This window comes from Klebsiella variicola, assembly GCF_000828055.2.
Lineage (GTDB): Bacteria > Pseudomonadota > Gammaproteobacteria > Enterobacterales > Enterobacteriaceae > Klebsiella > Klebsiella variicola.
Window position 1 is genome coordinate 938,356 of the sequence record NZ_CP010523.2, and the last position, 23,924, is coordinate 962,279.

27 protein-coding genes are annotated in these 23,924 nt (G+C 60.3%); 4 read left to right on the forward strand and 23 right to left on the reverse strand.

The window, feature by feature from the left end:
* Nucleotides 1-53 precede the first annotated feature (53 nt).
* On the reverse strand, nt 54-374 hold the full coding sequence (locus SP68_RS04455) for a hypothetical protein (RefSeq protein WP_008806320.1): 321 nt from the start codon (nt 372-374) through the stop codon (nt 54-56).
* Between the two features lie 231 nt (nt 375-605).
* Nucleotides 606-1,937: an amino-acid N-acetyltransferase gene (argA, locus tag SP68_RS04460; RefSeq protein WP_004149616.1), complete on the reverse strand. Its 1,332-nt coding sequence runs from the start codon at nt 1,935-1,937 to the stop codon at nt 606-608.
* A gap of 227 nt (nt 1,938-2,164) precedes the next feature.
* Between argA and amiC the strand changes: the two genes are divergently transcribed.
* Nucleotides 2,165-3,418, forward strand: a complete 1,254-nt coding sequence (amiC, locus tag SP68_RS04465) for an N-acetylmuramoyl-L-alanine amidase AmiC (RefSeq protein ID WP_008806319.1) — start codon at nt 2,165-2,167, stop codon at nt 3,416-3,418.
* A 17-nt stretch (nt 3,419-3,435) separates the two neighbouring features.
* On the forward strand, nt 3,436-4,512 hold the full coding sequence (cobD, locus tag SP68_RS04470; protein ID WP_012967290.1) for a threonine-phosphate decarboxylase CobD: 1,077 nt from the start codon (nt 3,436-3,438) through the stop codon (nt 4,510-4,512).
* A 3-nt stretch (nt 4,513-4,515) separates the two neighbouring features.
* Here cobD and SP68_RS04475 read toward each other — a convergent pair whose 3' ends face one another.
* From SP68_RS04475 to pduA, 21 genes are all read right to left on the reverse strand, one after another.
* The gene (locus SP68_RS04475) at nt 4,516-5,382 is read right to left on the reverse strand and encodes a GHMP family kinase ATP-binding protein (RefSeq protein ID WP_032755755.1); all 867 of its coding nucleotides are present in this window, start codon (nt 5,380-5,382) and stop codon (nt 4,516-4,518) included.
* A gap of 91 nt (nt 5,383-5,473) precedes the next feature.
* Nucleotides 5,474-6,688 carry an acetate/propionate family kinase gene (locus SP68_RS04480; RefSeq protein WP_022065721.1) on the reverse strand — a complete coding sequence of 405 codons (1,215 nt, stop codon included), beginning with the start codon at nt 6,686-6,688 and terminating at the stop codon, nt 5,474-5,476.
* Entirely contained in the window at nt 6,685-7,125 is a 441-nt protein-coding gene (pduV, locus tag SP68_RS04485; protein ID WP_022065722.1) for a propanediol utilization protein PduV, read from the reverse strand. The genes SP68_RS04480 and pduV overlap by 4 nt, the downstream gene beginning before the upstream one ends.
* 4 nt (nt 7,126-7,129) lie before the next feature.
* Nucleotides 7,130-7,480, reverse strand: coding sequence for a propanediol utilization microcompartment protein PduU (gene pduU, locus SP68_RS04490; RefSeq protein ID WP_002915850.1), 351 nt, complete (start codon nt 7,478-7,480; stop codon nt 7,130-7,132).
* Complete coding sequence (gene pduT / locus SP68_RS04495) at nt 7,480-8,034, reverse strand: propanediol utilization microcompartment protein PduT (protein ID WP_012967293.1); 555 nt, start codon at nt 8,032-8,034, stop codon at nt 7,480-7,482. The genes pduU and pduT overlap by 1 nt, the downstream gene beginning before the upstream one ends.
* Nucleotides 8,035-8,036: 2 nt before the next feature.
* Entirely contained in the window at nt 8,037-9,389 is a 1,353-nt protein-coding gene (locus tag SP68_RS04500) for a 4Fe-4S dicluster domain-containing protein (RefSeq protein WP_040968846.1), read from the reverse strand.
* Nucleotides 9,386-10,498: a 1-propanol dehydrogenase PduQ gene (gene pduQ / locus SP68_RS04505; RefSeq protein WP_040968845.1), complete on the reverse strand. Its 1,113-nt coding sequence runs from the start codon at nt 10,496-10,498 to the stop codon at nt 9,386-9,388. Before pduQ ends, SP68_RS04500 begins: the two co-directional genes overlap by 4 nt.
* An 11-nt stretch (nt 10,499-10,509) precedes the next feature.
* Nucleotides 10,510-11,895 (reverse strand): CoA-acylating propionaldehyde dehydrogenase PduP, encoded by a 1,386-nt coding sequence (pduP, locus tag SP68_RS04510; RefSeq protein WP_023298165.1) that lies wholly within the window; start codon nt 11,893-11,895, stop codon nt 10,510-10,512.
* A complete protein-coding gene (pduO, locus tag SP68_RS04515) occupies nt 11,892-12,908 on the reverse strand; it encodes a two-domain cob(I)yrinic acid a,c-diamide adenosyltransferase PduO (RefSeq protein ID WP_022065727.1) in 1,017 nt (338 codons plus the stop codon). The genes pduP and pduO overlap by 4 nt, the downstream gene beginning before the upstream one ends.
* Nucleotides 12,909-12,918: 10 nt before the next feature.
* On the reverse strand, nt 12,919-13,194 hold the full coding sequence (locus SP68_RS04520) for a EutN/CcmL family microcompartment protein (protein ID WP_012540668.1): 276 nt from the start codon (nt 13,192-13,194) through the stop codon (nt 12,919-12,921).
* 3 nt (nt 13,195-13,197) lie between these two features.
* Nucleotides 13,198-13,689 (reverse strand): microcompartment protein PduM, encoded by a 492-nt coding sequence (gene pduM / locus SP68_RS04525; RefSeq protein ID WP_032733755.1) that lies wholly within the window; start codon nt 13,687-13,689, stop codon nt 13,198-13,200.
* Nucleotides 13,686-14,318 carry a phosphate propanoyltransferase gene (locus SP68_RS04530; protein WP_008806307.1) on the reverse strand — a complete coding sequence of 211 codons (633 nt, stop codon included), beginning with the start codon at nt 14,316-14,318 and terminating at the stop codon, nt 13,686-13,688. The genes pduM and SP68_RS04530 overlap by 4 nt, the downstream gene beginning before the upstream one ends.
* Entirely contained in the window at nt 14,318-14,785 is a 468-nt protein-coding gene (locus tag SP68_RS04535) for a BMC domain-containing protein (protein WP_012967299.1), read from the reverse strand. The genes SP68_RS04530 and SP68_RS04535 overlap by 1 nt, the downstream gene beginning before the upstream one ends.
* A gap of 21 nt (nt 14,786-14,806) precedes the next feature.
* Nucleotides 14,807-15,082 (reverse strand): propanediol utilization microcompartment protein PduJ, encoded by a 276-nt coding sequence (gene pduJ / locus SP68_RS04540; protein ID WP_002915806.1) that lies wholly within the window; start codon nt 15,080-15,082, stop codon nt 14,807-14,809.
* 18 nt (nt 15,083-15,100) lie between these two features.
* Nucleotides 15,101-15,451, reverse strand: coding sequence for a glycerol dehydratase reactivase beta/small subunit family protein (locus tag SP68_RS04545; protein WP_012540672.1), 351 nt, complete (start codon nt 15,449-15,451; stop codon nt 15,101-15,103).
* Complete coding sequence (locus tag SP68_RS04550; RefSeq protein ID WP_022065729.1) at nt 15,441-17,273, reverse strand: diol dehydratase reactivase subunit alpha; 1,833 nt, start codon at nt 17,271-17,273, stop codon at nt 15,441-15,443. Before SP68_RS04550 ends, SP68_RS04545 begins: the two co-directional genes overlap by 11 nt.
* A 12-nt stretch (nt 17,274-17,285) precedes the next feature.
* Nucleotides 17,286-17,810 carry a propanediol dehydratase small subunit PduE gene (pduE, locus tag SP68_RS04555; protein WP_022065730.1) on the reverse strand — a complete coding sequence of 175 codons (525 nt, stop codon included), beginning with the start codon at nt 17,808-17,810 and terminating at the stop codon, nt 17,286-17,288.
* 14 nt (nt 17,811-17,824) lie between these two features.
* On the reverse strand, nt 17,825-18,505 hold the full coding sequence (gene pduD / locus SP68_RS04560) for a propanediol dehydratase medium subunit PduD (protein ID WP_016161755.1): 681 nt from the start codon (nt 18,503-18,505) through the stop codon (nt 17,825-17,827).
* 10 nt (nt 18,506-18,515) lie between these two features.
* Nucleotides 18,516-20,180 (reverse strand): propanediol dehydratase large subunit PduC, encoded by a 1,665-nt coding sequence (gene pduC, locus SP68_RS04565; protein WP_002915744.1) that lies wholly within the window; start codon nt 20,178-20,180, stop codon nt 18,516-18,518.
* An 18-nt stretch (nt 20,181-20,198) separates the two neighbouring features.
* Nucleotides 20,199-21,011 (reverse strand): propanediol utilization microcompartment protein PduB, encoded by an 813-nt coding sequence (pduB, locus tag SP68_RS04570; RefSeq protein WP_008806300.1) that lies wholly within the window; start codon nt 21,009-21,011, stop codon nt 20,199-20,201.
* Nucleotides 21,008-21,292 carry a propanediol utilization microcompartment protein PduA gene (gene pduA, locus SP68_RS04575; RefSeq protein WP_002915737.1) on the reverse strand — a complete coding sequence of 95 codons (285 nt, stop codon included), beginning with the start codon at nt 21,290-21,292 and terminating at the stop codon, nt 21,008-21,010. The genes pduB and pduA overlap by 4 nt, the downstream gene beginning before the upstream one ends.
* 524 nt (nt 21,293-21,816) lie before the next feature.
* Here pduA and pduF point away from each other — a divergent pair.
* Nucleotides 21,817-22,626, forward strand: coding sequence for a propanediol diffusion facilitator PduF (pduF, locus tag SP68_RS04580; RefSeq protein ID WP_012967303.1), 810 nt, complete (start codon nt 21,817-21,819; stop codon nt 22,624-22,626).
* 202 nt (nt 22,627-22,828) lie between these two features.
* The gene (pocR, locus tag SP68_RS04585; RefSeq protein ID WP_012967304.1) at nt 22,829-23,740 is read left to right on the forward strand and encodes a transcriptional regulator PocR; all 912 of its coding nucleotides are present in this window, start codon (nt 22,829-22,831) and stop codon (nt 23,738-23,740) included.
* Nucleotides 23,741-23,924: the final 184 nt, after the last annotated feature.

A 23,924-nucleotide genomic window follows, 5' to 3' on the forward strand; every position in this document is an offset into this window, starting at 1 on the left:
CGCATCCGGGCGATGGAAAATGCTGCAGCCCGTTGCCCGGACTGGCAGAAAAATCAGTAGCTGAAGACCAGGGGGATGAGCCAGAGCACCGATATCGAGTTCATGGCGCAAAAGCGGACTGCCGCGCCGCTGGCCAGCGGTGGGGTGGAACAGCGGGCAACAAAAATCACCAGCGAGGAGATGAGAACATTCATGCCGGACGTCAGGGCCAGCAGGAATAATATCGCGATGGCGGCGCCGAGCGCGGCATAACCATGCTGATGATGGCGCTGGTTATCCCAGAGCAGCAATATCATCAGCAACCACGGATAGAGGGCGACCGCGGCGGTAATGAGGTTGATATGTCTGACCAGCCAGTTCGGTTTGGTTTCCATTATTTCAGCGATCCTTGCAGGGCGGGTGGCGGCCGTGGCGCCAGTCGACGTCCTGTCGACAGCCAATAGCATATCGGTGAGCCAGCGAGAAAGAAATGGCCTGTGCGGAAACCAGGAATTTCGCCCGCGTACCGCAGACGAGCGCTGGCGCGAAGAGTGGCGGGAGACCGGCCCAGGATAAAGCGATAAGCGTCGCGCTATCCCGGGCCGTTAGAAAGGGTGAAGAAGGGCCTAAGCGAGGTCGGCCATCAGCACCTTCGACCGGCGCTGATAGTTATACATCTGCTTTTTACTCTCCGGCAGCAGGTCGATATCCACCGGCGTGAAGCCGCGCTCCTGGAACCAGTGGATGCTGCGGGTGGTTAGCACGAACAGCTTGCTCAGTCCCATCTGTCTGGCCTGAGCGGCAATACGCTCCAGAAGCACCTCTCCCCGCGACGAGCTCCGGTAATCCGGATGCACCGCCACGCAGGCCATTTCGCCGATCTTCTCTTCCGGGAAAGGATAGAGGGCAGCGCAGGCGATAGTGGTGTTATCGCGCTGAATAATGGTGAATTTGTCGATCTCCATCTCCAGCTGCTCGCGGGAGCGGCGCACCAGGATGCCCTGCTGCTCAAGCGGGCTTATCAGCTCAAGAATACCGCCGATATCGTTGATGGTCGCCCGGCGGATCTGCTCCGCGCTCTCCATGACGATCTGGGTGCCGATGCCGTCGCGTGAGAACAGCTCCTGCAGCAGCGCGCCATTTTCCTGATAGCTGATCAGGTGGCAGCGCCGCACGCCGCTGCGGCAGGCCTTCACGGCCCCGCGCAGGAAGCGCACGGTGCCGGAGTTATAATCTTCGTCCGCTTCCAGCTCTTCGACGCGGGCCTGCGCTTCATTAGGGAACAGTTCGGAGACGATTTCTCCGGCCTGGTTGTAAACCCCTTGCGACGAACAGAAGCCGATCATTTTCTCCGCCTTCAGCTTGATGGCCAGCTGGGTGGCGATCTCTTCCGAAGTCAGGTTAAAGCTCTCGCCGGTGACCGACACCGCGACCGGCCCCATCAGGACAATGGCGCCGCTGTCGAGCTGACGATGAATCGCCTCTTCGTCAATGCGGCGAATGCGTCCGCTGTGGCAATAATCGACGCCGTCATCGACGCCCAGCGGCTGGGCGATGATAAAGTTGCCGCTGACGACGTTGATATGGGCCCCCTGCAGCGGGGTGTTGTTGAGGCTCATCGACAGGCGGGCGGTGATCTCCAGCTGCAGCATCCCCGCCGCCTGCTTAACCAGCTCAAGCGTTTTAGCGTCAGTCACTCGCGTCTGCTTGTGATAGACCGGCTCGTGGTGGTGCTCGGCGAGGTTAGCGTCAATCTGCGGGCGGGCGCCATAGACCACGACCAGGCGAATGCCCAGGCTATGCAATAATCCTATGTCATTGACAATATTTGAGAAATTTTCATGCTCAATGGCTTCGCCGCCCAGCATGATGACAAACGTTTTTCCCCGATGGGCATTAATATAGGGAACAGAATGGCGGAATCCTTCTACCAGTTCAGTGCGACGTTCCTTCACCATGACAAACCCTCAATGCATGATTATTCGTAATTATTGTATTTTTATTCTGTTTTGCTGTTAAACGCAAGTGCCAATTTTAGGCTAAGCCACGAAAAACATGTGACCCGGCGCAGGGTGTCAATGAATGTTTACCCTTTTATAGATGACAGGTTATATGCCTTTCGTTAAAGTTTCTGGTCAATCTGTTTGTTTTGGGTACAAATGCGTTTTTATTGCTTGGGAGTGGCATGTCGGGAAACAACTCTGGATTAAGCCGTCGCCGTCTGCTGCAGGGCGCGGGCGCCATGTGGTTAATGAGCGTGAGCCCTGTGGGGCTGGCTGCCGATGCGCGGGTGGTCGCTGTTCGCGTCTGGCCAGCATCGACCTACACGCGCGTCACGGTAGAATCGAATCATGTGCTGAAATACCGGCAGTTTGCCCTCAGTAACCCGGAGCGGGTGGTGGTGGATCTGGAAGGGGTTAACCTTAACTCTGTGCTGAAGGGCATGGGGGGGCAGATCCGCGATGACGACCCCTTTATTCAGTCCGCCCGCGTGGGCCAGTTTGATCCGCAAACCGTGCGCATGGTTTTTGAGCTCAAGCAGAACGTCAAGCCGCAGCTGTTTGCCCTCGCGCCGGTGGCCGGCTTTAAAGAGCGTCTGGTGATGGACCTCTACCCCGCCAACGCCACCGATGTTCAGGATCCGCTGCTGGCGCTGCTCGAGGATTACAACAAAGGCGATCTGGAGCGTCAGGTGCCGCCGGCGCAAAGCGGACCGCAGCCGGGCAAAGCCGGGCGTGACCGGCCGATTGTCATTATGCTCGATCCCGGACACGGCGGCGAAGACTCCGGCGCCGTGGGGAAGTATCGCACCCGCGAGAAAGATGTGGTGCTGCAGATTGCCCGCCGCCTCCGGGCGCTGATCGACAAAGAAGGCAATATGAAGGCCTATATGACCCGCAACGAAGACGTGTTTATCCCGTTGAAGGTGCGTGTCGCCAAGGCGCAGAAGCAGCGCGCCGACCTGTTCGTATCGATTCACGCCGACGCCTTTACCAGCCGCCAGCCCAGCGGCTCCTCAGTGTTTGCCCTCTCCACCAGGGGGGCCACCAGTACCGCGGCAAAATATCTCGCCCAGACGCAGAATGCCTCGGATCTGATCGGTGGGGTCAGCAAGAGCGGCGACCGCTATGTCGACCACACCATGTTCGATATGGTGCAGTCCCTGACCATCGCCGACAGCCTCAAATTTGGCAAGGCGGTGCTGGAGAAAATGGGCAATATCAATAACCTGCACAAGAATCGGGTAGAGCAGGCGGGCTTTGCGGTGCTGAAGGCGCCGGATATCCCCTCCATTCTGGTGGAGACGGCGTTTATCAGCAACGTGGAAGAAGAGCGGAAGCTGAAAACGGCCAAATTCCAGCAGGAGGTAGCCGAGTCGATCCTCGCCGGGATTAAAGCCTACTTCGCCGACGGCGCGACGCTGGCCCGTCGCGGATAACCACACAGGAAAGGGATATGGCCTTACTGAAAAGCGCCCATGGCGGTAACATCCGCGAGGCCGCCGCCCTGCTGGGTATTGCGCCCGGCGAGCTGCTGGATTTTAGCGCCAACATCAATCCGCTGGGGATGCCAGCTTCGCTCAGGCAGGCGATCGTCGACAACCCAGGCTGCGCCGAGCGCTACCCTGACGTTGAATATCAACAGCTGCATCAGGCGCTGGCTGCCCACCATCAGCTGCCGGCGGCGCATATCCTTGCCGGCAACGGCGAAACTGAATCGATCTTCACCCTCGTCCACGGCCTTAAGCCGCGGCGGGCGATGATCGTCATTCCTGGTTTCGCGGAGTACCGGCGGGCGCTGCAGACGGTGGACTGCGAGTTGGTGGAGTATGCCCTCCGGGAGTGCGATGGCTGGCAGCTGACTGACGCCATCCTCGATGCCCTGACTCCGGCGCTGGACTGCCTGTTTCTTTGCACCCCGAACAACCCCACCGGCCTGCTGCCGGAGCGGGGCCTGCTGGAAGCCATTGCGCAGCGCTGTCGGGCGCTGAACATCAGCCTGATCCTCGATGAGGCCTTCCTCGACTTTATCCCCGACCAGCCGGGATTTATTCCCCTGCTGGCGCAGCACCCGCACGTCTGGGTTCTGCGCTCGCTCACCAAATTTTATGCTATTCCGGGGCTGCGTCTCGGCTACCTGCTCAACGCTGACGCCCAGGCAGTGGCCCGGCTGCGCGAGCGACAAATGCCGTGGTCCATCAATGCCTATGCCGCCCTGGCCGGAGAGATCATCCTCCAGGACCGGGCGTATCAGCGGGCCACCTGGCAATGGCTGCAGGAGGAGGGGGCGCGTTTCTGTTCACGACTGAAAGAGATTACCGGGCTGACCGTGTGGCCCGGGCGTGCTAACTACCTGTTCTTGCGCTGCGACAGGCAAGGGCTTGACCTGCAATACGCCCTGTTGCGCCAGCATGTGCTGATCCGCAGCTGCGCCAACTACCCGGGGCTGGATAGCCGTTATTTCCGGGTGGCGATCCGTAGCGCCAGCGAAAACGACCAGCTGCTGGCGGCGCTGCGCCGGGCGCTGGCCTGAGGCCTACTGCAGGGTGACGCCCCCGGGCACCATCGCCAGCAGATGCTGCTGCGGCCAGTGGGCGGCGATGTCGCTCTCTGCCAGCCGCCATTGCAGAAATTCGACGTCATGACGAAGGCGGTCCAGCAGCAGGCCGACGACGCTGCCGCTGTGCGCTACATTAAGGCCATACAATCCTGCGCTTTCCACCAGTTGCAGTAGCGCGTCAAACCCCGGTTTGGGCAACAGCTGCTGGCTGGCGATGGCGCTGATGGTCGCCGCTTCGCCCAGCAGCTGTGGGCTGCCGCAATGGCAGGCCTGCTGTACTTTCTCCCACGCCAGCTGCAGCCGGGAGGCGTTAGCCAACAGACCCGCCTCGCGCGGCAGCTGGTGGTAGTCGGTGGTGCGCAGCGTCAGCGGGCTCTCCAGTACTAACAGGTCGAGCGCTGGCGGAGGGGGACAGGCGATTTGCGTGGCGGCGGTATTATGGTCGAACAGCGTCAGCTGGCGAAACAGGGTGCTGTCGGTAGGCTCCAGCGCGACGCACAGGCGCGCCAGCGTCGGCTCATCCAGTAGATGGCCCAGATGATGGGCGGTGGCGACGGCGGTGGCAGCGATATCGGCGGTGCTGCTGGCCATCCCTTTGGCCACCGGGATCGTTGAGTGCAGGGTAATGCGGATCTGCTGGCTCAGCGCTGGGGGGTAGCCCCAGTGGGCCAGCAGCTGGTCGACCATCGCCCGCGACAGCGGCCGCTCATCTTTTCGCGGCACCCCGGTCTCGACCTCGACGGTGCTGTACCAGTCCACCGGGCAGGAGACCAGTTTCTCGCTGCCGAGGATCCAGCCCTGGATAAGTTCTCCGCACGAGGCGGGACATTGTGCAACAGCCACGTTTTCACCTTTCCGCTTACCTTCGCCAGGGCGCATAGTGGCATGGCGACCCGCCGGTTACCATGATTCTCCGCAAGAGGAGGTACGTCGTTTAGGCCGACACCGCCAGCTCGCGCGCCTGCGGCAAGGCAAGACGCATGACGTCGCGGGCAATCATCAGCTCTTCATTGGTGTTGATCACCGCCACTTTGACCAGCGCATTATCCGCCTGAATAAAGGTCGCGCTCCGCTGGTTTTTCTCGTCGTCCAGTGCGAGGCCGAGAAAATGCAAATTGCGGCAGATCGTCGCCCGCGCCCGGGCGGAATGCTCGCCTATGCCGCCGGTAAAGATCAGCGCATCCAGGCCTCCCATCTGCATGATATAGCTGCCGATAGTTGCGCGAATGCGTTCGGCAAACAACGACAGCGCCAGAGCTGCGCGTTCATTGCCGGCGTCGGCTGCCTGTTCGACGTCGCGGTAGTCAGAGGACACGCCGGAGACGCCCAGCAGCCCGGATTCATTATTCAGCAGCTGGCTGAGCTGCCGGGCGGATTTCCCCTCTTTCTCCACCAGCCAGGGAAGGATCGACGGGTCGATATCGCCGCTGCGGGTGCCCATCATTACCCCGGACTGGGGAGTAAAACCCATTGAGGTATTCACCGACTGCCCGCCTTTGATGGCGCAGACGCTACAGCCATTGCCCAGGTGGCAGCTCACTACCCGCAGGGCGCTCAGCGGTACGCCCAGCTTTTCCGCCAGCGCGCTGCTGACATAGTGATGGCTGGTGCCGTGAAAACCGTAGCGGCGAATGCCCAGCTCGGCGTAATAGCGCCAGGGCAGGGGATAGAGCCAGGCCTCCGGCGCCAGGGTCTGGTGAAAGGCGGTATCAAAGACCGCCACCGCCGGTACCGCGGGTAACAGCTGGCGAAAGAGACGTATGCCCAGCGCATTGACCGGGTTATGCAACGGCGCCAGCTCCGCCAGGCGTTCGATCTCCCGCAGGGTGTCGTCGCAGACCAGCGCGGCGTCTTTGAAGCGTTCGCCGCCGTGGGCGACGCGGTGGCCAACGCCGTCTATCTCCTGCAGGCTGCTCAGGATCCCGCGGCCGGTCAGCGCCTCCAGCAGCAGGGTCACTGCCTCATGGTGATCGGCGATGGGCAGCGTCTCCTGCCATTTCTGTGCCGACGTTTTCAGCATGAAGCGGGCCTCGGGCAAGCCAATACGTTCGATCAGCCCCTGGCAGAGCAACGCTCCCTGCGGCATGTTAAGCAGCTGAAACTTCAGGGAGGAGCTGCCGGCGTTGATCGCCATGATTTTATAGGTCATTGATATTCCTCTGCGTTCAGGCAGGCGAGCAGGTCATCAAGCCCGTCGCCGGTTAACGCGCTGGTGATAAAGATATGTTCGGCGCCTGCCGCCTCGAGCCATGCCCGGACCTGTTCCAGACGGGGCGGGGCGGCCAAATCGGCTTTGGTGACCACCCCGATAACCGGGCGGTTCATCGGGGCGGTAAACCCCGGAGAAAAAGGTGACCAGGGCGCATCGGCATTCAGTACCAGCGCGATGACATCTGCCTCGCAGGCGCTGGTGAGCAGCGCGCTGTACAGGCAGCGGTTTTCCAGATATTCCCCCGGGGTGTCGATCGCGGCCGGCGTCCAGACGATGGCCTGCGTTTTCTGATAACGCAGCGTTTCGCCACGCAATACCTGGGTCAGCGAGGTTTTGCCGCACTGACTGGGTCCGATAAGCATCAGGCGTTTCATGGGCTCAGGTCCGGGTAATTGGACAGGCGGTGAAGCGCATCAGCTCACCAAGGGTGCGTGTGACCTGCCTGAGCGCGTACTCCACCGCGGAGACATCGCCGGTCAGCACCACCGCGCCGGTGAAGCGATCGAGAAAGCCGATCTCCACCGCGCCAGACTTGGTGGCGATGTCGCAGGCGATAATTGATGCCTCACTGGGGGTAATGGTGAGAATGCCGATAGCGGAGACCGCGTCCGGCAGGCCCAGCTTTTTGAACAGATCTTTGCCCGGATTGGCAATGAGATGCGCCAGAGTGACCTGTTTGCCCGGGACATACTCCTGGATCATGCGTTCGGTAGGGGTTTGCGGTTCCATTATCCCTCCATCAGCTGTTGCCACAGCGCATCGTGCGGTCGCGGGATCACTGCCCGGTAAACCAGTAATCCTTTCTCGCCTGCGCTGTCGCTGGCCACCGTGACGGCGTTGTCGACATCGGCGATATCACCCGCCACCACCATGTAGCATTTGCCGCCGATACCAAACGCCATATGAACGCGAACCAGGGTGACGTTGGCCGCTTTCACCGCGCGGTCGGCGGCGCTGATGCACGCTGCCACGCTCCAGGTTTCGACGATCCCCGCCGCCTGCCGCTGCTCGACCACGTTGAGTCCGCTGATCGCCGGCAGTACGCTGGGGTGAATGTTGGCCAGCACCAGGCTGTCCACCAGCATCTCCCCGGCGCGCGCCGTGCCGGCGGCGATTGCCTGTTGCACGGCGCCGACGTCGCCGCCGAGCATCAGCAGGAATTTCCCGGGACAAAGGGTTCTGCAGAGCAGGAGCTGTACGTTCGCGCTTTTCAGCATGACGTCGCCCAGCTCCATTCCCCTGGCGATGCTGGTCAGTTCTAAAATTCCGATAGCCTGGGTCATGATTAACCTCTTACAAGCGTAATGGCCTGCTCCGTGATGGCGGAGACCTGGCCGTCAATACTGGCGTGTACCGGCGCACCGAGGGCGTCGGCAGGGATGTCTGCCAGCAGCTGGCCGCGCGTTACTCGCTCTCCCGGTGCGACGCAGGGAACGGCGCTGATGCCGATATGCTGGCGCAGCGGCAGGGTGACGCAGCCCACCTCCGGCTCCACCGCCGTCAGCGGCGCCTCCTGATACCAGGGATCAAGCCCCAGTTTGCTGATGAGCCGTTTGACCGGCACCAGGCGGTGCTTCGCCATCTCGTCCGCCGGACGTAGCGGTCCCTCGTAGCGCAGGTTTTTCGCCCTCAGCTCACGTTTCAGCAGACGGTTGATGCGCATGGGGGAAATCCCCACCGGGCAGGCGACGCTCTCGCAAACGTTGCACTCCGAGCAGGTCAGGGCGCTGAGCAGCAGCGACGGGGTGGCCGCCTGGCGATAGTTCACCGCCCGCACCAGCAGGTGGGGAGAAAGCTCATGGCCGATCAGGTGCCGGGGGCATAAATCTGTGCATAAACGGCACTGCTCACAGACGGTGCGGGCGATGGCGAGCAGGGTGCGTTCATCCTGCCGCCGTCGCTGGATCAACGGATGGTTGCCCGGGAGCACCAGCAGGCCGCCGGTGGTTTTGGTGACCGGTGTCTCCAGGGAGGTCATAAGCGAGCCCATCATCGGACCGCCGTTGATAAACCCCGGTTCGGCAACCGTCGCGCCGCCGGCCAGATCCAGCACCTCGCGCAGCGACATGCCCAGCGGTACGGTCAGCGTCAGCGGGCGGGCGACAGCGCCATTGACGGTCAATGTCCGGCGGGTCACCGGATAGCCCTGCTCCACGGCTCTGGCGATATTGAGTACCGTCTGCACGTTATTGACCACCACGCCGACGCTGACCGGCAGCGCGGCAGGCGGCACGCGGCGCCCCGTCGCCAGCCAGATAGTGAGTACCTCATCCCCGGCCGGATAGACATCAGGCAGAATATGCAGCCGGGCCCATTCCGGTAGTCGCGGGGTTAACGCCGCAATCGCCGGAGTATATTTCGCCTTCAGGGCAATGATCCCTTCCCGGGCGCCGGTGGCGGTCATTGCGTAACCCAGGCCGCGAATCAGCCGGTCAGCCTGCTGCGCCATCAGCTGTTGATCAACCTTCAGCATCGGTTCGCATTCAGCGGCGTTCACCAGCACGGTATCCACCCTGGCCTGCAGTTTGATGTGGGTCGGAAAGCCCGCCCCACCGGCGCCCACCACGCCGGCGGCCCGGACGCGCTCGCGGATCTCCGCCGCGTCAATGTCTGGTAGTGGCACTATCGCTTCACTCATTGCAGGCTCTCCAGCAGTCGCGCGATGGCCTCACCATCGACCGGGCGCGGGTTGGTGCGCAGGGTGGCGTCAGCCAGCGCGGCCGGCACCATGGCGGGAATTCGCGATAAGAAAAGGGGATATTTTTCCTGCAAGGCGCCCTTGAGGGTGGGAATGGCGCACTGCTGTTTCAGTGTTTCCACCGCGGCAAGCAGCGCCTGGAGAGCCTCCTGTTCGCCAGCTTCCGGCGGGCAGAACCGGCAGGCCCTGGCCAGGCGCGCATAGCGCTTCGCCGCTCGCGGCTCGCCGGCGTTGAAGCGGATCACCGCGGTCAGCAGCAGCGCGTTGGCCAGGCCATGGGGGAGGTGAAACTGGCCGCCAAGCTGATGGGCGATAGCATGATTGAGTCCGAGGCCAGCCTGGCTAAAGGCCATGCCGGCAAGGGTTGAGGCATTGTGCATTTTACTGCGGGTCGCGACGCAGTCGCCCTGGCGAACCGCAACGGGCAGGGCGCGAAATACCAGCCTGGCGGCTTTTTCCGCCAGTGCATCGGTAAAATCGGTGGCCTGCGGCGATACCCATGCCTCAAGGGCGTGGGTCAGGACGTCCAGTCCGGTATGGGCCGTGATGGTGGGCGGTACGCTGACCACCAGCGACGGGTCAAGGATCGCCATATCGGGACAGAGTGCCTCATGGAACAGCGGGTATTTGATCCCTTTTTCCGGATCGCTGATGACGCAGGCGCTGGTCACTTCCGACCCGGTACCGCTGGTGGTGGGGATCGCCACGCAGGTGTCGACAGGCAGCCCGCCCTGCTGGCTGAACCAGACGATCGCCTTGGCGGCGTCCATCGCCGAGCCGCCGCCGAAGCCGATCACCACCTGCGGACGCAGGGCCTGCATCTGCGCTATCCCTTTCGCCACGGTGTGAATGGTCGGATCCGGTGTAATATCACTGAACACGCTGACGCGGTTGCTGGCGGGCAGCGCGGCGCGCAGCCGCTCGAACAGCGGCGAGCGCGCCAGGAAGCCGTCGCAGACGATCCAGATGTGCTGATGGCTAAAGCGCTGCAGCGCGGCCAGGCTGCCCGGGCCGCTGTAGAGGCGCGTTTGCAGAGAAAAGGTGTGCATGGCGCCCCCGGCTAGCGAATGGAAAAACCGTTGGTCAACACGCAGCGCCGCAGGCGGGCGAACGTCCGCGCGGAGGTGGTGCCTTCTCCGGTTGGCGTGGCGATGGTGAAGGTGGTAAACCCTTCGCCGCCGACGCCGATACCCGCGTAAGACGGACCATTTTTGACAAAAATGGAGGTCTGCAGCGTGCGTGCCGCCAGATTGAGCCGCGAGACATTCTGCGAGTGCATAATGGCGGTGTGGTGCAGACCCTCCTCAACGCGCAGGGCCAGCGCCAGGGCGCTATCAAAATCGGCGACCCGGACGATCGGCAGCACCGGCATCAGTTGCTCGCAGGTCACCCAGGGGTCGTTCGCCTGCACCTCGGCTATCAGCAGGCGAGGGGGGCGGGAAGGGACGGCGAGACCGGCGGCCGCCAGCAGCGCAGCCGGACTTTTACCGACCAGTTTTTTATTCGCCGCGCCGTCGGGCAGGCAGACGGCGCGCAGGGTATCGGTCTCCTGCGGGCTCAACAGCAGCGCGTCAAAATCCTGCATCTGCTGGATCAGGCGGTCAGCGACGGAGGCGACGACGATCAGGCTTTTTTCGGCGATACAGGGCAGGTTGTAATCGAAGGCGGCGCCGCTGATGATATCTTCGGCGGCTTTGACGAGATCGGCCGTTTCATCAACGATGCACGGCGGATTGCCGGCGCCAGCGCCGATCACTTTTTTACCGCTTTTCATGCCCATCGCCACAATGCCAGGGCCGCCGGTGATAGCCAGAACGGCAATCAGCGGGTGGGCCATCATTTGCTGGGTGGCTTCAAAGGTCGGCTCGGCAACGGTCACCACCAGGTTACGGATCCCGCTGCAGCGGTAGGCGATCTCTTCGATCCTGGCGATAAGCGTTAACGAGACCTTTTTCGCGCCGGGATGGGGGCTGAAATAGACGCTGTTACCCGCCGCCAGCATGCTGATACTGTTGTTGATAATGGTTTCCGTTGGGTTGGTGCTGGGCGCCACGGCGCCAATAACCCCGAACGGTGAGTACTCAAACAGCACCATCCCGCCATCGCCGGTGAGGGCGCTGGTAGTGAGATCCTCAATGCCCGGTGTGTTCTCAAGGGCAGCTTTATTTTTCAGATATTTATCTTCTTTGTTGCCCATGCCGGTTTCCGTGGCGCTCTCCTCCGCCAGCGTCGCCAGCTCGGGGGCCAGCGTCTCCCGCAGCGCGCTGATAATGGCGCTGCGGGTTTTTAGCGGACACTGCTGATAGCGGAGAAAAGCCTGATGGGCGGCGTCGATGGCGCTGCCGACGTCGCGGAAAATGCCCTGCTGTTCCTGAGAAACGGGGGCGGGCGCGAGCTTTTCGCTGAGAATGGTGCGGATAAGGGTTTCCAGTTCTGCTGTATTCATTGATGTGTTCTCACGTTAATGGCCGCCATAGCAGCCTGTGCAATAGCCATATCCTGCTCGATGCTGCCGCCGCTAATCCCGAGGCCGGCTATTAGCTGGCCATCGCGCCACAGCGGATATCCGCCGCCAAAGGTGACGACTTTGCCCTGCAGATGGCTCTCCAGACCGTACAGCGCAGCGCCTGGCTGTACGGTCGTCGCGAGCTCGTGGGTGGCGGTTTTCATGGCGACGGCGGTCCAGGCTTTTTTCGGCGCCAGCTCGCTGCTGACCAGCAGCGCATCGGGCATTCGCCAGGTCACGGTTTCGGTACCGTGTGCGTCAACGATGCTCACCACCACCGGCACCTGCAGCAGGCGGGCGTGTTCGATGGCCTGACGGGTAAGCTGATGCAGCTCGTGAAAGGAGAGCGACCCGGCCTGGGCTTTGGGCGCGTCGGGCGCAGGCGACCCGCTGGCGGCCAGGTAGCGGGCCGCGATCTCCGCGACGAGCCGGCGCTGGTGATCGGCATGATCCTCGCTGCGCGCCAGGGCATACAGGCAGTCAGATAAGCGGTTCAGATAACGCAGCAGTATCTGACGGATAGTGACCTCTGCCGCCAGCTCGACCAGCCGGCGCTCCGCCCGACGGGAAACGGTGCGGGCCAGGTGCAGACGACTGGCGGCTTCGCACCGTCCGGGCAACACAAACTGGTGCAGCGCCGGCACGCGGGCCATCTCGCGATCGATGGTCTGCTCCAGCAGGGCAATCTCTTCGCTGCTGATATAGCGCTTACCCGGTGATGGCTGTTCGCTGTCGCTGGCGAGCTCCGCGCTGAACCAGAAAATATGTTGCTGCAGGGCTTCGAGCAGGACGCGATGTTCCTCTTCAGCGACGGCGCAGACGCACAGGCTCAGCACCGCGTTCAGTTCATCCAGGGTGCCGTAGGCTTCGACGCGCGGATGCGTCTTGCTGACCCGCTGGCCGGTAAAGAGTGATGTACTGCCGGCATCGCCGGTTCGGGTATAAATAGCCACAGGCGCCCCCTTAGCGTGAAAGTGAGTCAACAATGCCCACAACGGCAAGATCGATAGCCTCATTCGGGCCGCTAAAGACGTGGCGTGCGCTCGAGCCGCTGCAGAGCAGCACCAGCTCGCCGACGCCAGCGCCAACCGAATCTACCGCCACTTCATCGCCGCTCGCGGGCTGAAATGGATGTTCGTCGTCTGTGCTTACCCGGCGCACCAGCAGCAGTTTTTTGCCGTTCAGAGAGGGCGATTTTTGCGTCGAGACGACGGCGCCGGTCACGCGTGCCAGATGCATAGTTCACTCCTGCGTAATCAATTGAACATGCCGCGCGACGGCCGCTTCGCGGGCGAGGGCGGTGATAATGGGGCGGCGGCGCAGCACCAGATAACCTCCCCTGAGACGGGCTACATCGGCATAGGTGAGCACCGACGCGGCGTGAAGTCTGACGGGCTGGCCAGGCGGGTCGCTGAACGTCAGCGGCAAACGGGCGAGTTTTTTTACCGCCAGCGCGGGGAGCAGGGCGGGAAGCAGCGTTAGCTGTACCCGAACGCCCCAGGCCATCGCCTCATGCAACGCGCAACCGGCGGCCGTCAGCGCGCGCTGGCCGGTAAGCTGCTCCAGCAGCGGTAAATCCACCTGCACGATGCGCAGCGAAGCGTGCTGGCACAGCAGGCTGTGGATATCCGCTTCGCCGAGCTGGGCCACGCTGAGCGTGGCCGTACTCCGGGCGCGACGGCGCAGACGGGCGGCGACCTCTTCGACGATACGCTGCAGCATCGCGTGGTTCATGGCTTCGTCACCAGCGTAGCCCAGGCCTGCGCAGCGTCAGCGCCTGCCGCATTGGCTTCGTCAGTATCGATGTGCATCTCAAGACGCATATCCGGGGCTACGCGGACCGCTACATTGTCGAAGATAAGCCGCCTGTCGCTGCCTTCGATCGCCACCGCGACGCTATCGCCATGGGCGACGCGCAGGATCAGGGCATCGAGCGGGGACATATGAATATGTCGTTGGGCGACGATCGTCCCGCTGCTCAGCTCCAGTTCGGCAAAGGGGCTTATCAGGCGGATCCCCGGCGTGTCCTGCAGATTGCCGGACATGCGCAGCGGCGCGGCGATACCGAGGGTCCGGGCGTCGGTGCGTGAGATTTCCACCTGGCTGGTCTGGCGCAAAGGGCCGAGCAGGCGCACGTTGTTTAATCGTCCTTTGGGGCCAACCAGGGTCACCGTCTGCTCTGCAGCATACTGTCCGGGCTGCAGCAGCGCTTTTTTCGGCTGGATGGGCTGAGCGGGAAAGAGCCTGGCGTAGTCAGCCGCCGCTAAATGGATATGGCGACTGGAGATACCGATAGGGATGGGACGCTGGCGCATCTCATCCAGCACTTTGTTGACTGTTGAAGCCAGCTGTTGTTTATCCATTACGCGTCACCTCGTTTACCGGCGTGCAGGCACTGCGAGCGAGGTTCGCCTTTTTGCCGTGGACAGTGCGGGTCCAGGCACAGGTTGCAGGTCACCTGCTCCGCAGGGCGGGGGAGGGTGTCTGCGGGATCTCTGCGCTCATCCATTACGGTGGCGTTCTCCTCTTCCAGAGCAGCGTCAGGTGCTGGTGAAGGCGCTTCGACGCGGGCTGGCAGCAGGCCTGCGCCGGGCCTGGCGATAACCTTCTGCGCCACCAGCCCCTGCTGCCGGTCGGCGAGTTCGGCCCCGGTCATCACCGCCGCCTGGACAGAGGCCACATCACCGGCGATCTTCACCACCATCCAGCCGGAGCCGTTGGTCTTTTCCAGGGCGAGCAGCGTGATGGCGGCCGCTTTCGCCATGGCGTCGGCGCAGGTGATGGCCAGGGCCAGGCCGCTGACCTCAAGTAATCCCAGTGATTGCTTCACGCAGTGCTCCTTGTTTCAAGGTCAGACGGATTTCGGCAGAATGGCCTCGACATCGCTGTGCGGGCGTGGGATCACATGGCTGGACTTGACCTCGCCGACCACGCTGGCCGCCGCGCTCCCGGCGTCAACGGCGGCTTTCACTGCACCGACGTCTCCGCGGACCATCACGGTAATCAGCCCGGAGCCAATTTTTTCGTAACCAATCAACTGCACGTTGGCGGATTTCACCATTGCATCAGCGGCTTCAATGGCGCCAACCAGGCCTTTCGTTTCAACCAGTCCTAGTGCGTTATTCATATTGTGTTCTCCTGTGGATTAAGCATTGCGATCCCGAAATGGGATCCCTTTGACGAGACGAGCCGCATTGTTGCCAGTGTTTCGCCGGGCCAGCCTGTCCTGGTGATACCTCAGCGAAAACAGCGGAGTTGATGCGGGTAAATTTTTGTAGTGCACGATGAGCTGTTCCCGGTCGCAGGCGATGCCCACCAGCAGCGGCGAACGCTGCGCCGCCTGCCAGGCGTGATGGACAAGATCGCCGCCGGTCCGCGGTTGCAGAACGAAAGGAATGCCTTCCTCTTCAATGCCCAGCAGGACATCGCGCCACTGTTCGCTGCATTCGTCAGTGACCGCAATGACGATGGCGGGGGTGACGAGGCTACTCTCCATGCGTACCTCCTTTTTGCCAGGCAAGGAGTAATCCGCTGGCGACCGCATTGCGCGGGCCTTCACTGCCGCGGATGTTGCCGCGCCCGGCAACCAGCCGGTAGTGCGCCAGCGCGTCGGTGACCAGCTGGGGGATCTCGAAATCGAGGGACGAGCCGCCCACCAGCACTACGAACGGGATGTCGCGAATGTTGCCGGTAGGGCTCACCTGGCGTAACGCCCGCAGGGCGTTGGTGACAAAGACGCGTGATTTGGCGCTACGGCGAATGGCGCGCACTTTCTCCAGCGGCAGATCGCCGGGCAGGGGAACCAGTTCATCCGGTTTCACCACGCAGACGCGGGCAAATACCGCCGGTGGTAAGGCCGACGGAAAAAACTGGACGCTGCCGTCTTCATGACGCAGATGAAACAGGCTTTCGACTTTCGCCAGCGGGTATTTTTTGATCTCTTCCGCCAGGTAGCGGTCCTCAAGCCCCAGCTCGCGGGCGATGATCATCGTGACCATATCGCCGGCGCCGGCCAGGTGAGTGGCGCTGATCTCTCCTTGCGCATTGATAATGGAGGCGTCGGTCGACCCGGCGCCCAGATCGAGGATCGCCAGCGGGCGCGTGGTGCCGGGAGTGGTGAGCGCCCCGAGAATGGCCGCTTCCGCCTCAGCGCCACCCACCTGAACCGCAATCTGCAGTTTGTGCTCAATTTCACGGGCGATCAGGGCCATCTGCAGGCGATCCGACTTGACCATCGAGGCGATACCCACCGCCTGCTCCAGCGAGAACTCCCCCGCCAGGCCACCGGTCACGCTGACCGGCACCGCCGTATCAACGGCCAGCAGATCCTGAATGCGGATCTCCTGAGCTGGCTTATTGGTAAGCTCCGCCATGGTCTGGCGCACGTGCTCAAGCATGCCGCCGATATTGGTGCCCGCTTCTCCCGCGACGTTGTCCAGTTTGCCGCAGCCGTCAACTGCCTTCATGATGGTTTCCGCCCCGGCGGCCACATCAACCTGTACGCTGCGCCCCTGAGCGATGAGCAGCAGATTCCCCGCCGGAATAGTCCGTGCCTTGACGTCGCCGGAGGGGGTTTTCACCACTACGGCCGAACGATTGCCAATCAGCGCCCGCGCCATTGGCACGATATTTTTGGTCTCTTCGGCGTTGAGATTGAAAACGGTGGCAATACCATAGGGGTTGGAGAGCGTTTCGATAATCTTGCCGGGTAAAGCGACCTCGACCGCCGCCAGCATGCCAAGTGGAATACGGTCGATATGCTGAACTTCATCGATCACCGGCAGCGGTTGCTGTAGCCGGTTATTGACCAGCACGCCGTCATCCTGCTGCAAAATAATGCCGGAAATCTGATAGCCCGCTGCCGTCGCCGCATTGACCATCGCAGCGACATCGGCAAAGTCAAAGGCTGAGGAGACCACCAGAATATAGGGGGCGTCCGCAGCGCAGGACAGCAGCGCCTCCGGTGTGATGGTGATGCCGACCCCCAGTCCGACGCCGCCGGGTGTCTTCGGGTTGTGGCCGATCATGGTGGACTCGGTGATGATGGTTTCCGTGATGGTCTCCATCGCCACATCGCCAATGACCGGCGTGGCTTCGTTAATGCGAATAAGCGAGATATCGCTGACCTGAATGCCTGCCGCTTTTGCCGCCTGTGTTAGCGCCTCCTGAATACCGAACACATTACGTAATGTGCCTTTAATACCGGTGGTTTCAGCCAGCGCGCTGTGGCGGATGTTCAGCACACCTGCGTCATCGACCGTCGCCAGGGCGACCTCTGTCGATGAGTTGCCAATATCAATGCCAGCGATATAGCGCATGCTTGCCCCCTGTTAATCGTCGCCTTTCAGTTTCTTACGCTCGACGTACAGCCCGGCCGCTTCCCGAACAAAGGCGGCACAGATCCGGGCCTGGTAGCGATGCTCCAGGTCGTCAGCGATCGCCAGTAGCTCCGCCTGGGTGGAACGGTATGGGCGCAGGGCGTTGTAGATCTCAAGGATCCGGTCGTCGGGAACCGCGGTGAGCTCGGCGGCCCGCTCAAAGTTCATCGCCAGCCGATCGCGTCCGGCATCCTGGGCGATCGCCGCCTGCATCTGCAGCGTTTCCGGGGTAATGCGCATGTCCTGCGCCGTAACGCGATCGCTTAATACGTTCTCCAGCGTCAGGTCATCGAGCGTTTTATTGGTAGCGGTTTTGACCCACTCCGGATGGCGGGTGGCTAACGGGTAGTCGCTGACTTTAGGCTGGCGAGCGGTGTCGTTTGTCGATGCGGCTGGCGCGGGCGTTGCCCCGTCCTGTAGGCTGTTCATCCGGCTCAGCACGTCGCGTACCATGGATTCAATTGCGTCGGTATTCATCGGGATATCCTTTGTTAAAGCGCCATGCGCAGTTCCTGCGGGTTTTTGCCGGTCACTACGTATTTGGTCTCTTTAATGTGCAAAATGGCCGACTTCGCCTGGTATTTGGGACGAGCCATCTGATCGTTGAGCGTCGGCACTGGCTGTGGCGACTCGCGTTTGGCGTAGCGCGCGGCGTTTTTGCCAATCTGGCGGTAGGTTTCCAGGGTCAGCAGCGGCGCCTGCGGGAAGAGTTCCAGATTGGAAAGCGGCGGCAGGCCCCGCTGGTGGATGACGGTGGTGCCTTTCGACTGAATACCGATCGAGATGCCGGAGCCGCTCAGGCGGTTGCCTTCCACCGCCACGAAGGCGACGTCAGAAGATTTAAAGCAGCGGATCACCCGGGCTTTGATGCCTTCTTCCTCAATGCCGGCGATCACTTCGCGCAGGATATTTTTATGCGGAATGCCGACGATATTGGCGGTTTGCGCCAGGCCAAAGGCGGGCCCGACGGCAATGATGACTTCATCCTGCTGCGTGCCGGGTTTGGCTTCGCCGATTTCCGTCAGGAAGCTGTCGCTGGACACAGGCGCAACAGCGGCCGACGCGACGGAAGCGGCAGGAGCGCTAAAGGAGACCGGCTTATCTGCGCCTGATTTCATCTCCGACAGCACCTCTTCGATAATCTGGCGCAGCAGCGTTTCGTTAATTTCCATTTTTCACCCCTTAGCCAAGTTCATTGGGATCGAGCGCGCCCGGGATATTTTTAATCTCTTCCCAGCGCTCGCCTTGCAGGCGGTAGCCTGTTGCCGGACCGGCATAATCGTTCACGTCATTCACGGCCGAGAGCACCTGGCCTTCGCCGACGATGATGGCGGAGGTGTGCAGGTAGTCGCCGGTGAGCTTGGCTTTCTGAATATTGAGCATGTCCTGGGCGACATCGGGGAAGCCGCCTTTCGCCAGGGCTTTCACCACCTCCAGGCCGTTGCGGTTCTTGTTGATGATCTCCTGGGCAAACTTGATGTCCTCAACGATGTTGCGCTCAGGCATATCTTTTGAACCGTGGGCGTAAGTGGCGGCCTCCACCTCTTCATCCGTAATTGGCGGCAAACCCATGCCGGCAAATACCGCTTGCAGCGCGCGGGCGGCTTTATTACGAATGGCGATCACGTCCTCTTCACGCACCGGCCGCAGGCCGCCATCGACCTTCAGATCGCGCTGGATCACGTTGTAGTCGTCGAAGTCTTCGGCATCTTCGTTGGAACCGGCGAACATGTTGTCGTAGTTCGGCACCGCCGAGTAACCGGAGGAGATAAAGTCGGTGCCTGGCAGGAACTGCATCAGCAGGCGCGCGGTACGCCGCATATCCGAGTGGGTAAAGGTTTGATCGTTACTTGAGGCGCACTCCAGATCCAGCGCTGAGCAAATCAGGTTTTCCGCCAGTACGGCGCGGATACCCGACGGTACGGCGGACGGCACGCCGATACAGCTGACGGAGCCATTCTGCAGGCCTTGCACCCCGGCGGCTTTGGTGATGTAGATGCAGCGCGCTTCGAGATACAGCATCGATTTGCCTTCGGCATAACCCATCTGCACTTCAGAGCCGGAGCCGGAGGTAAAGCGCATTTTCAGGCCGCGCGAGGCGTAGGAGGAGGCGAGGAAGCCTTTCGACCATGGGGTGTCATCGCCATCGGTAAACACCGGTTCCGTACCGTAGACCGAAATGGTTTCGGCATAGCAGGTATGGCCCAGCATGCCCAGTTTCAGCTCGGTGGCTTCTTCCAGCGAACACTGGGTGAGGACGCCGGGGCGGCCCACCTGTGAACCGACCAGCAGGGCGATGGCGTTGAACGGCGCGTAGCGCGCCACGGCGACGGTGGTCTCCTGCTCGTCAAAGCCGCGCCATGCGCCTTCAGCGGCGTCGGCGGCAATCTGTACCGGATTATCTTTGATATTAGTGACATGCGCCTGCTGGGACGGCGTGCGGCGGGCGCGCATTTTTTGCATCGCCATCATCATCTCGACCACGTTCATATGCGACACCACTTCGACGATTTTCGCCGGGGTCATCGCGGTGGTGAGCGGCACGATGTCGCTGCGTTTAACGTTCGGGTCGCAGAGCATATTGGCGAGCTTAACCGAATCCATGGCCATCACTTCTTCGGCCCGGGCGAGATTAATGCCGTAGCGCGCGATAAAGTGGTCAATCAGGTCGAACTGCTCAACCGGTTTACCGTCGAGTTCGGTCACCGCGCCGTTGACGATGCGGATAGAGGGTTTGGGATCGTTAGGGCTTTCCATCGCGATAAAGCCCTCTTCAATCCACTCCTTAACGAAACCATCCTGATTCACAGGGCGTTTCGCCAGTGCTTCAAATCTTTTCGATCTCATGAATCAGCCTCGCGGATATTAAATGTAGGAGGGGCGATCGTTTTTCGGTTCGGCGCCCAGCGTCCCCAGTACGGTTTTGCCGATCTCCCGGGCGGAGATCACCGCCTGGCGCACCGCCCCTGAGTCGCCGGAAATCACCAGGATGGCTTCGTTGCTGAAGCTGGTGCCGTGGGCCGGTGAGCTGTAAGCCACCACTTCGACGTTGGCTGATTTCAGCGCGGTATCGGCCATCAGCACGCCAACTGACGCCGGCGCGCCGACGATAATCCCGCAGGCGCGGCCCAGCGGAGCGCCGAAGGCTTTTTCCAGGGCGTAGCTGGCGCGCGCGGTATACTGCAGCTCGATATGACCCGCCTCGTTGCCGTAGACATCGCCGAAAGTACGGTCCAGCTCTTTCAGCGCGACCTCAATCCCGCGTTTGACGTCGGAAACATCGTTCCCGCCCAGCACAATCAGCGAGCCATGGCCGGCGCCGCCTTTGGTGTCGCGAGGAAGCTCAATGCTGACCACTTCGGTGTTGGTGGCTTTGACCGCTTCATCGGCGGCCATAATGTGCGGCCCGGCGCCGGTGCGCGCACCGAGGATGCCGATAGAGCGATAGCGTTTTTCAAGCTTCATGGCTTCCAGCAATGCGGCATCCACGTTGGCGATGACCAGCCCGAGGGTGTCGCCAATGGCGGTCCCGACAAATTCCGTTAAGCTGCAGCTTTTCTCTGCCATAGCCGTCTCTCCTGTGGGATGGGGGGTATCGGGAAGCGCCTGCTGCTCTGGCGTCGCCACACGGGCTATGACTTGCGCCATGATCTGTTCAACCAGCTCATTGCTGCTCATTGGCTATTCCCCTTCGGTAAGATTTTTTCAACATCGGTATGGGGGCGGGGAATGACGTGTACGGCTTTCACCTCGCCCACGTGGCGGGCTGCGGCGGCACCGGCGTCGGTGGCGGCTTTTACGGCTCCCACGTCGCCACGCACGATGACGGTCACCAGGCCTGAACCGATCCTTTCATAGCCAACTAATAAAACATTGGCCGACTTAACCATTGCGTCAGCGGCCTCTATGGCTGCGGTTAAGCCTTTGGTTTCTACCATTCCTAATGCTTCTTGTTGCATAAAGACCTCGCAGGGTATGTTCCAGTGAGGGAACTATATGGCGGGGCGGCGAAAAAGAATGGCTGAGTTGATGGTGTAGAACGAAAAAATAGTGGTTTTTATATAATAATAAATAGTCATGATTTATTTTATATTGTTGTTTTTATTGGTTTTTATTTTACTTATTAATGTGATTATCTTGCGGGTGCTGTTCCGTATTTACATTTTTTGGCGTGATTTTTTAAATTGTTTTTGCTATGCGATATTTTGCGTGGTGTGATATTTGTTGGAAAATAAGCACTGCGCTTTTGCAATTTTTTATTATTGAGTTGGAAATAAAAATATCCCCTGAACGCCCGCCATTGCTGCATGGATTCGCGAGCAAATAGCAATAAATTGCTCTTCTTCAGCGACTTTACGCCGCCCGTTTTCCGCAGGATGCCAACACTTTGCTGCCGCCGGTTTCTATAGTGGGCCTCGCCGTACCCAACGAGCCAGCGGATGGTTGGCTGGCCTGGACACGAACTACGTCAAGAGGTGTCACAATGAATGGTTCTTTACGTGCGCAATGTATCGCCGAGTTTTTAGGCACCGGGCTATTTCTGTTTTTTGGTATCTGCTGCCTGAGTGCTCTGAAGCTGGCTGGCGCCAGCCTGGGGCTGTGGGAGATCTGTATTATCTGGGGACTGGGTATTTCTCTGGCGGTGTACCTGACGGCCGGCATTTCGGGGGGGCATCTGAACCCCGCCGTCACCGTCGCCCTGTGGCTGTTTGCCTGCTTCCCGGGCAGAAAAGTGTTGCCCTATATCGTGGCCCAGGTCGCCGGCGCGTTTGGCGGCGCCGTGTTGGCCTGGATACTTTACAGCACCCTGTTTACGCAATTTGAAACGGTACATCATATGGTGCGTGGCAGCCTGGAAAGCCTGCAGCTGGCCAGTATCTTCAGTACCTACCCGGCGCCTGAGCTCAGCATCTGGCATGCGGCGCTGGTGGAGGTGGTGATCACCTCGATGTTGATGGGGATGATCATGGCGCTCACCGATGATGGCAATGGCGTACCCAAGGGCCCGCTGGCGCCGCTGTTGATTGGCATTCTGGTAGCGGTGATCGGCGCCTCGACCGGGCCGCTTACCGGTTTTGCGATGAACCCGGCGCGCGATTTTGGCCCGAAATTATTTGCCTGGCTCGCCGGGTGGGGCGACATCGCGATGACTGGCGGAAGGGATATTCCCTATTTTATCGTGCCCATCATCGCGCCATTGCTGGGCGCCTGCCTCGGCGCCGCAATTTATCGTTTTCTCATCGCCAATAATCTTCCCTGTCATACCTGCGTTGAGGAGAAAAATACGCGTTAGCATCCAGTGAAAAATGTATTACTGAAATAGCAAAACTATTTCATGAACCGATATCACGAACCGCTCAAAAAGTCTCCCCGGGGTGGGAGACTTTTGTTATTGTCAATGCACTTTTTTATCGTCGACGGGATCTGATGCTAAAAAAGGGAAATATGAATAATATGTTTTATTTATAACAAAAAATTAACTGAGGGGTTTTATCATGATTTCTGCGAGTACCCTGAACTCAGAACTCATCAATAAAATCGCACAGGATTTTGCGCAAGCCACCAGTCTGGCGGTTGTGGTCGTCAATATTCACGGTGATGAGATTTCTGAACTGTTTAATTTCACGCCGTTTTGCCAACTCATGCGTCAGCACCCGGAGCACAGCGGACGCTGTCGCATGAGCGACCGCTGCGGCGGGCTGGAAGCCTCGAAAAATGACCAGCTGTGTATCTACCGCTGTCACGCGGGGTTAACTGATTTTTCCATCCCGCTGGTGATCGCCGGCCACCTCGTTGGCTTCGTGCTGTGCGGCCAGGTGCGTCTGAGCAATGATATTGAACTGGTTGATATTCTGAACGTGGATGACCGCTGGCAGGACGATCCGGCGCTGGTCCAGGCGTTTCGCGATGTGCCTGAGATGGACTATTCGCGGGTTATCGCTTCGGCGGATCTGCTGAAGCTGATCGTCGAGAATTGCCTGAAAAAACAGCTCAACTTTGTGGTTATCAAAGATAACCCGCCGCAGAACGACCCGGCGCAGGCCTGCCGGGCGGCCTCGCCGCACGATGGCAAAATGAAGAAGGCGCTGCGCTATATCGACGCGCATCTCTCCGATGAGCTGCGTCTGGAGGACGTGGCGGCGCACGTCTATCTCAGCCCGTACTACTTCAGCAAACTGTTTAAAAAGTATCAGGGGATCGGCTTTAACGCCTGGGTCAATCAGCAGCGGATGGCGAGCGCAAAAGAGCTGCTATGCCACAGCGACTGGAGCATTGCCAGCATCGCGCGGAATTTAGGTTTTTCGCAAACCAGCTATTTTTGCAAAGTGTTTCGCCAGACCTATCAGGTAACGCCGCAGGCATTTCGTCAGCAAATTAATGCCGGATCACAAACTGAGTCTTTTTAAATGACAATATTTTGCTATTGCCGATTTTTGATATCCCGGAGTATCTTCATCATTATAAAATGAAAAAAACGACAGTAGAGCAATAAATTGTCATAGCGCAACAAAATAGTGATATTCGAGGGATAAACTACACCAGTTTTTATTTTTGTGATGGGATAGAGTGTCCGTTAATACGAGACTGATG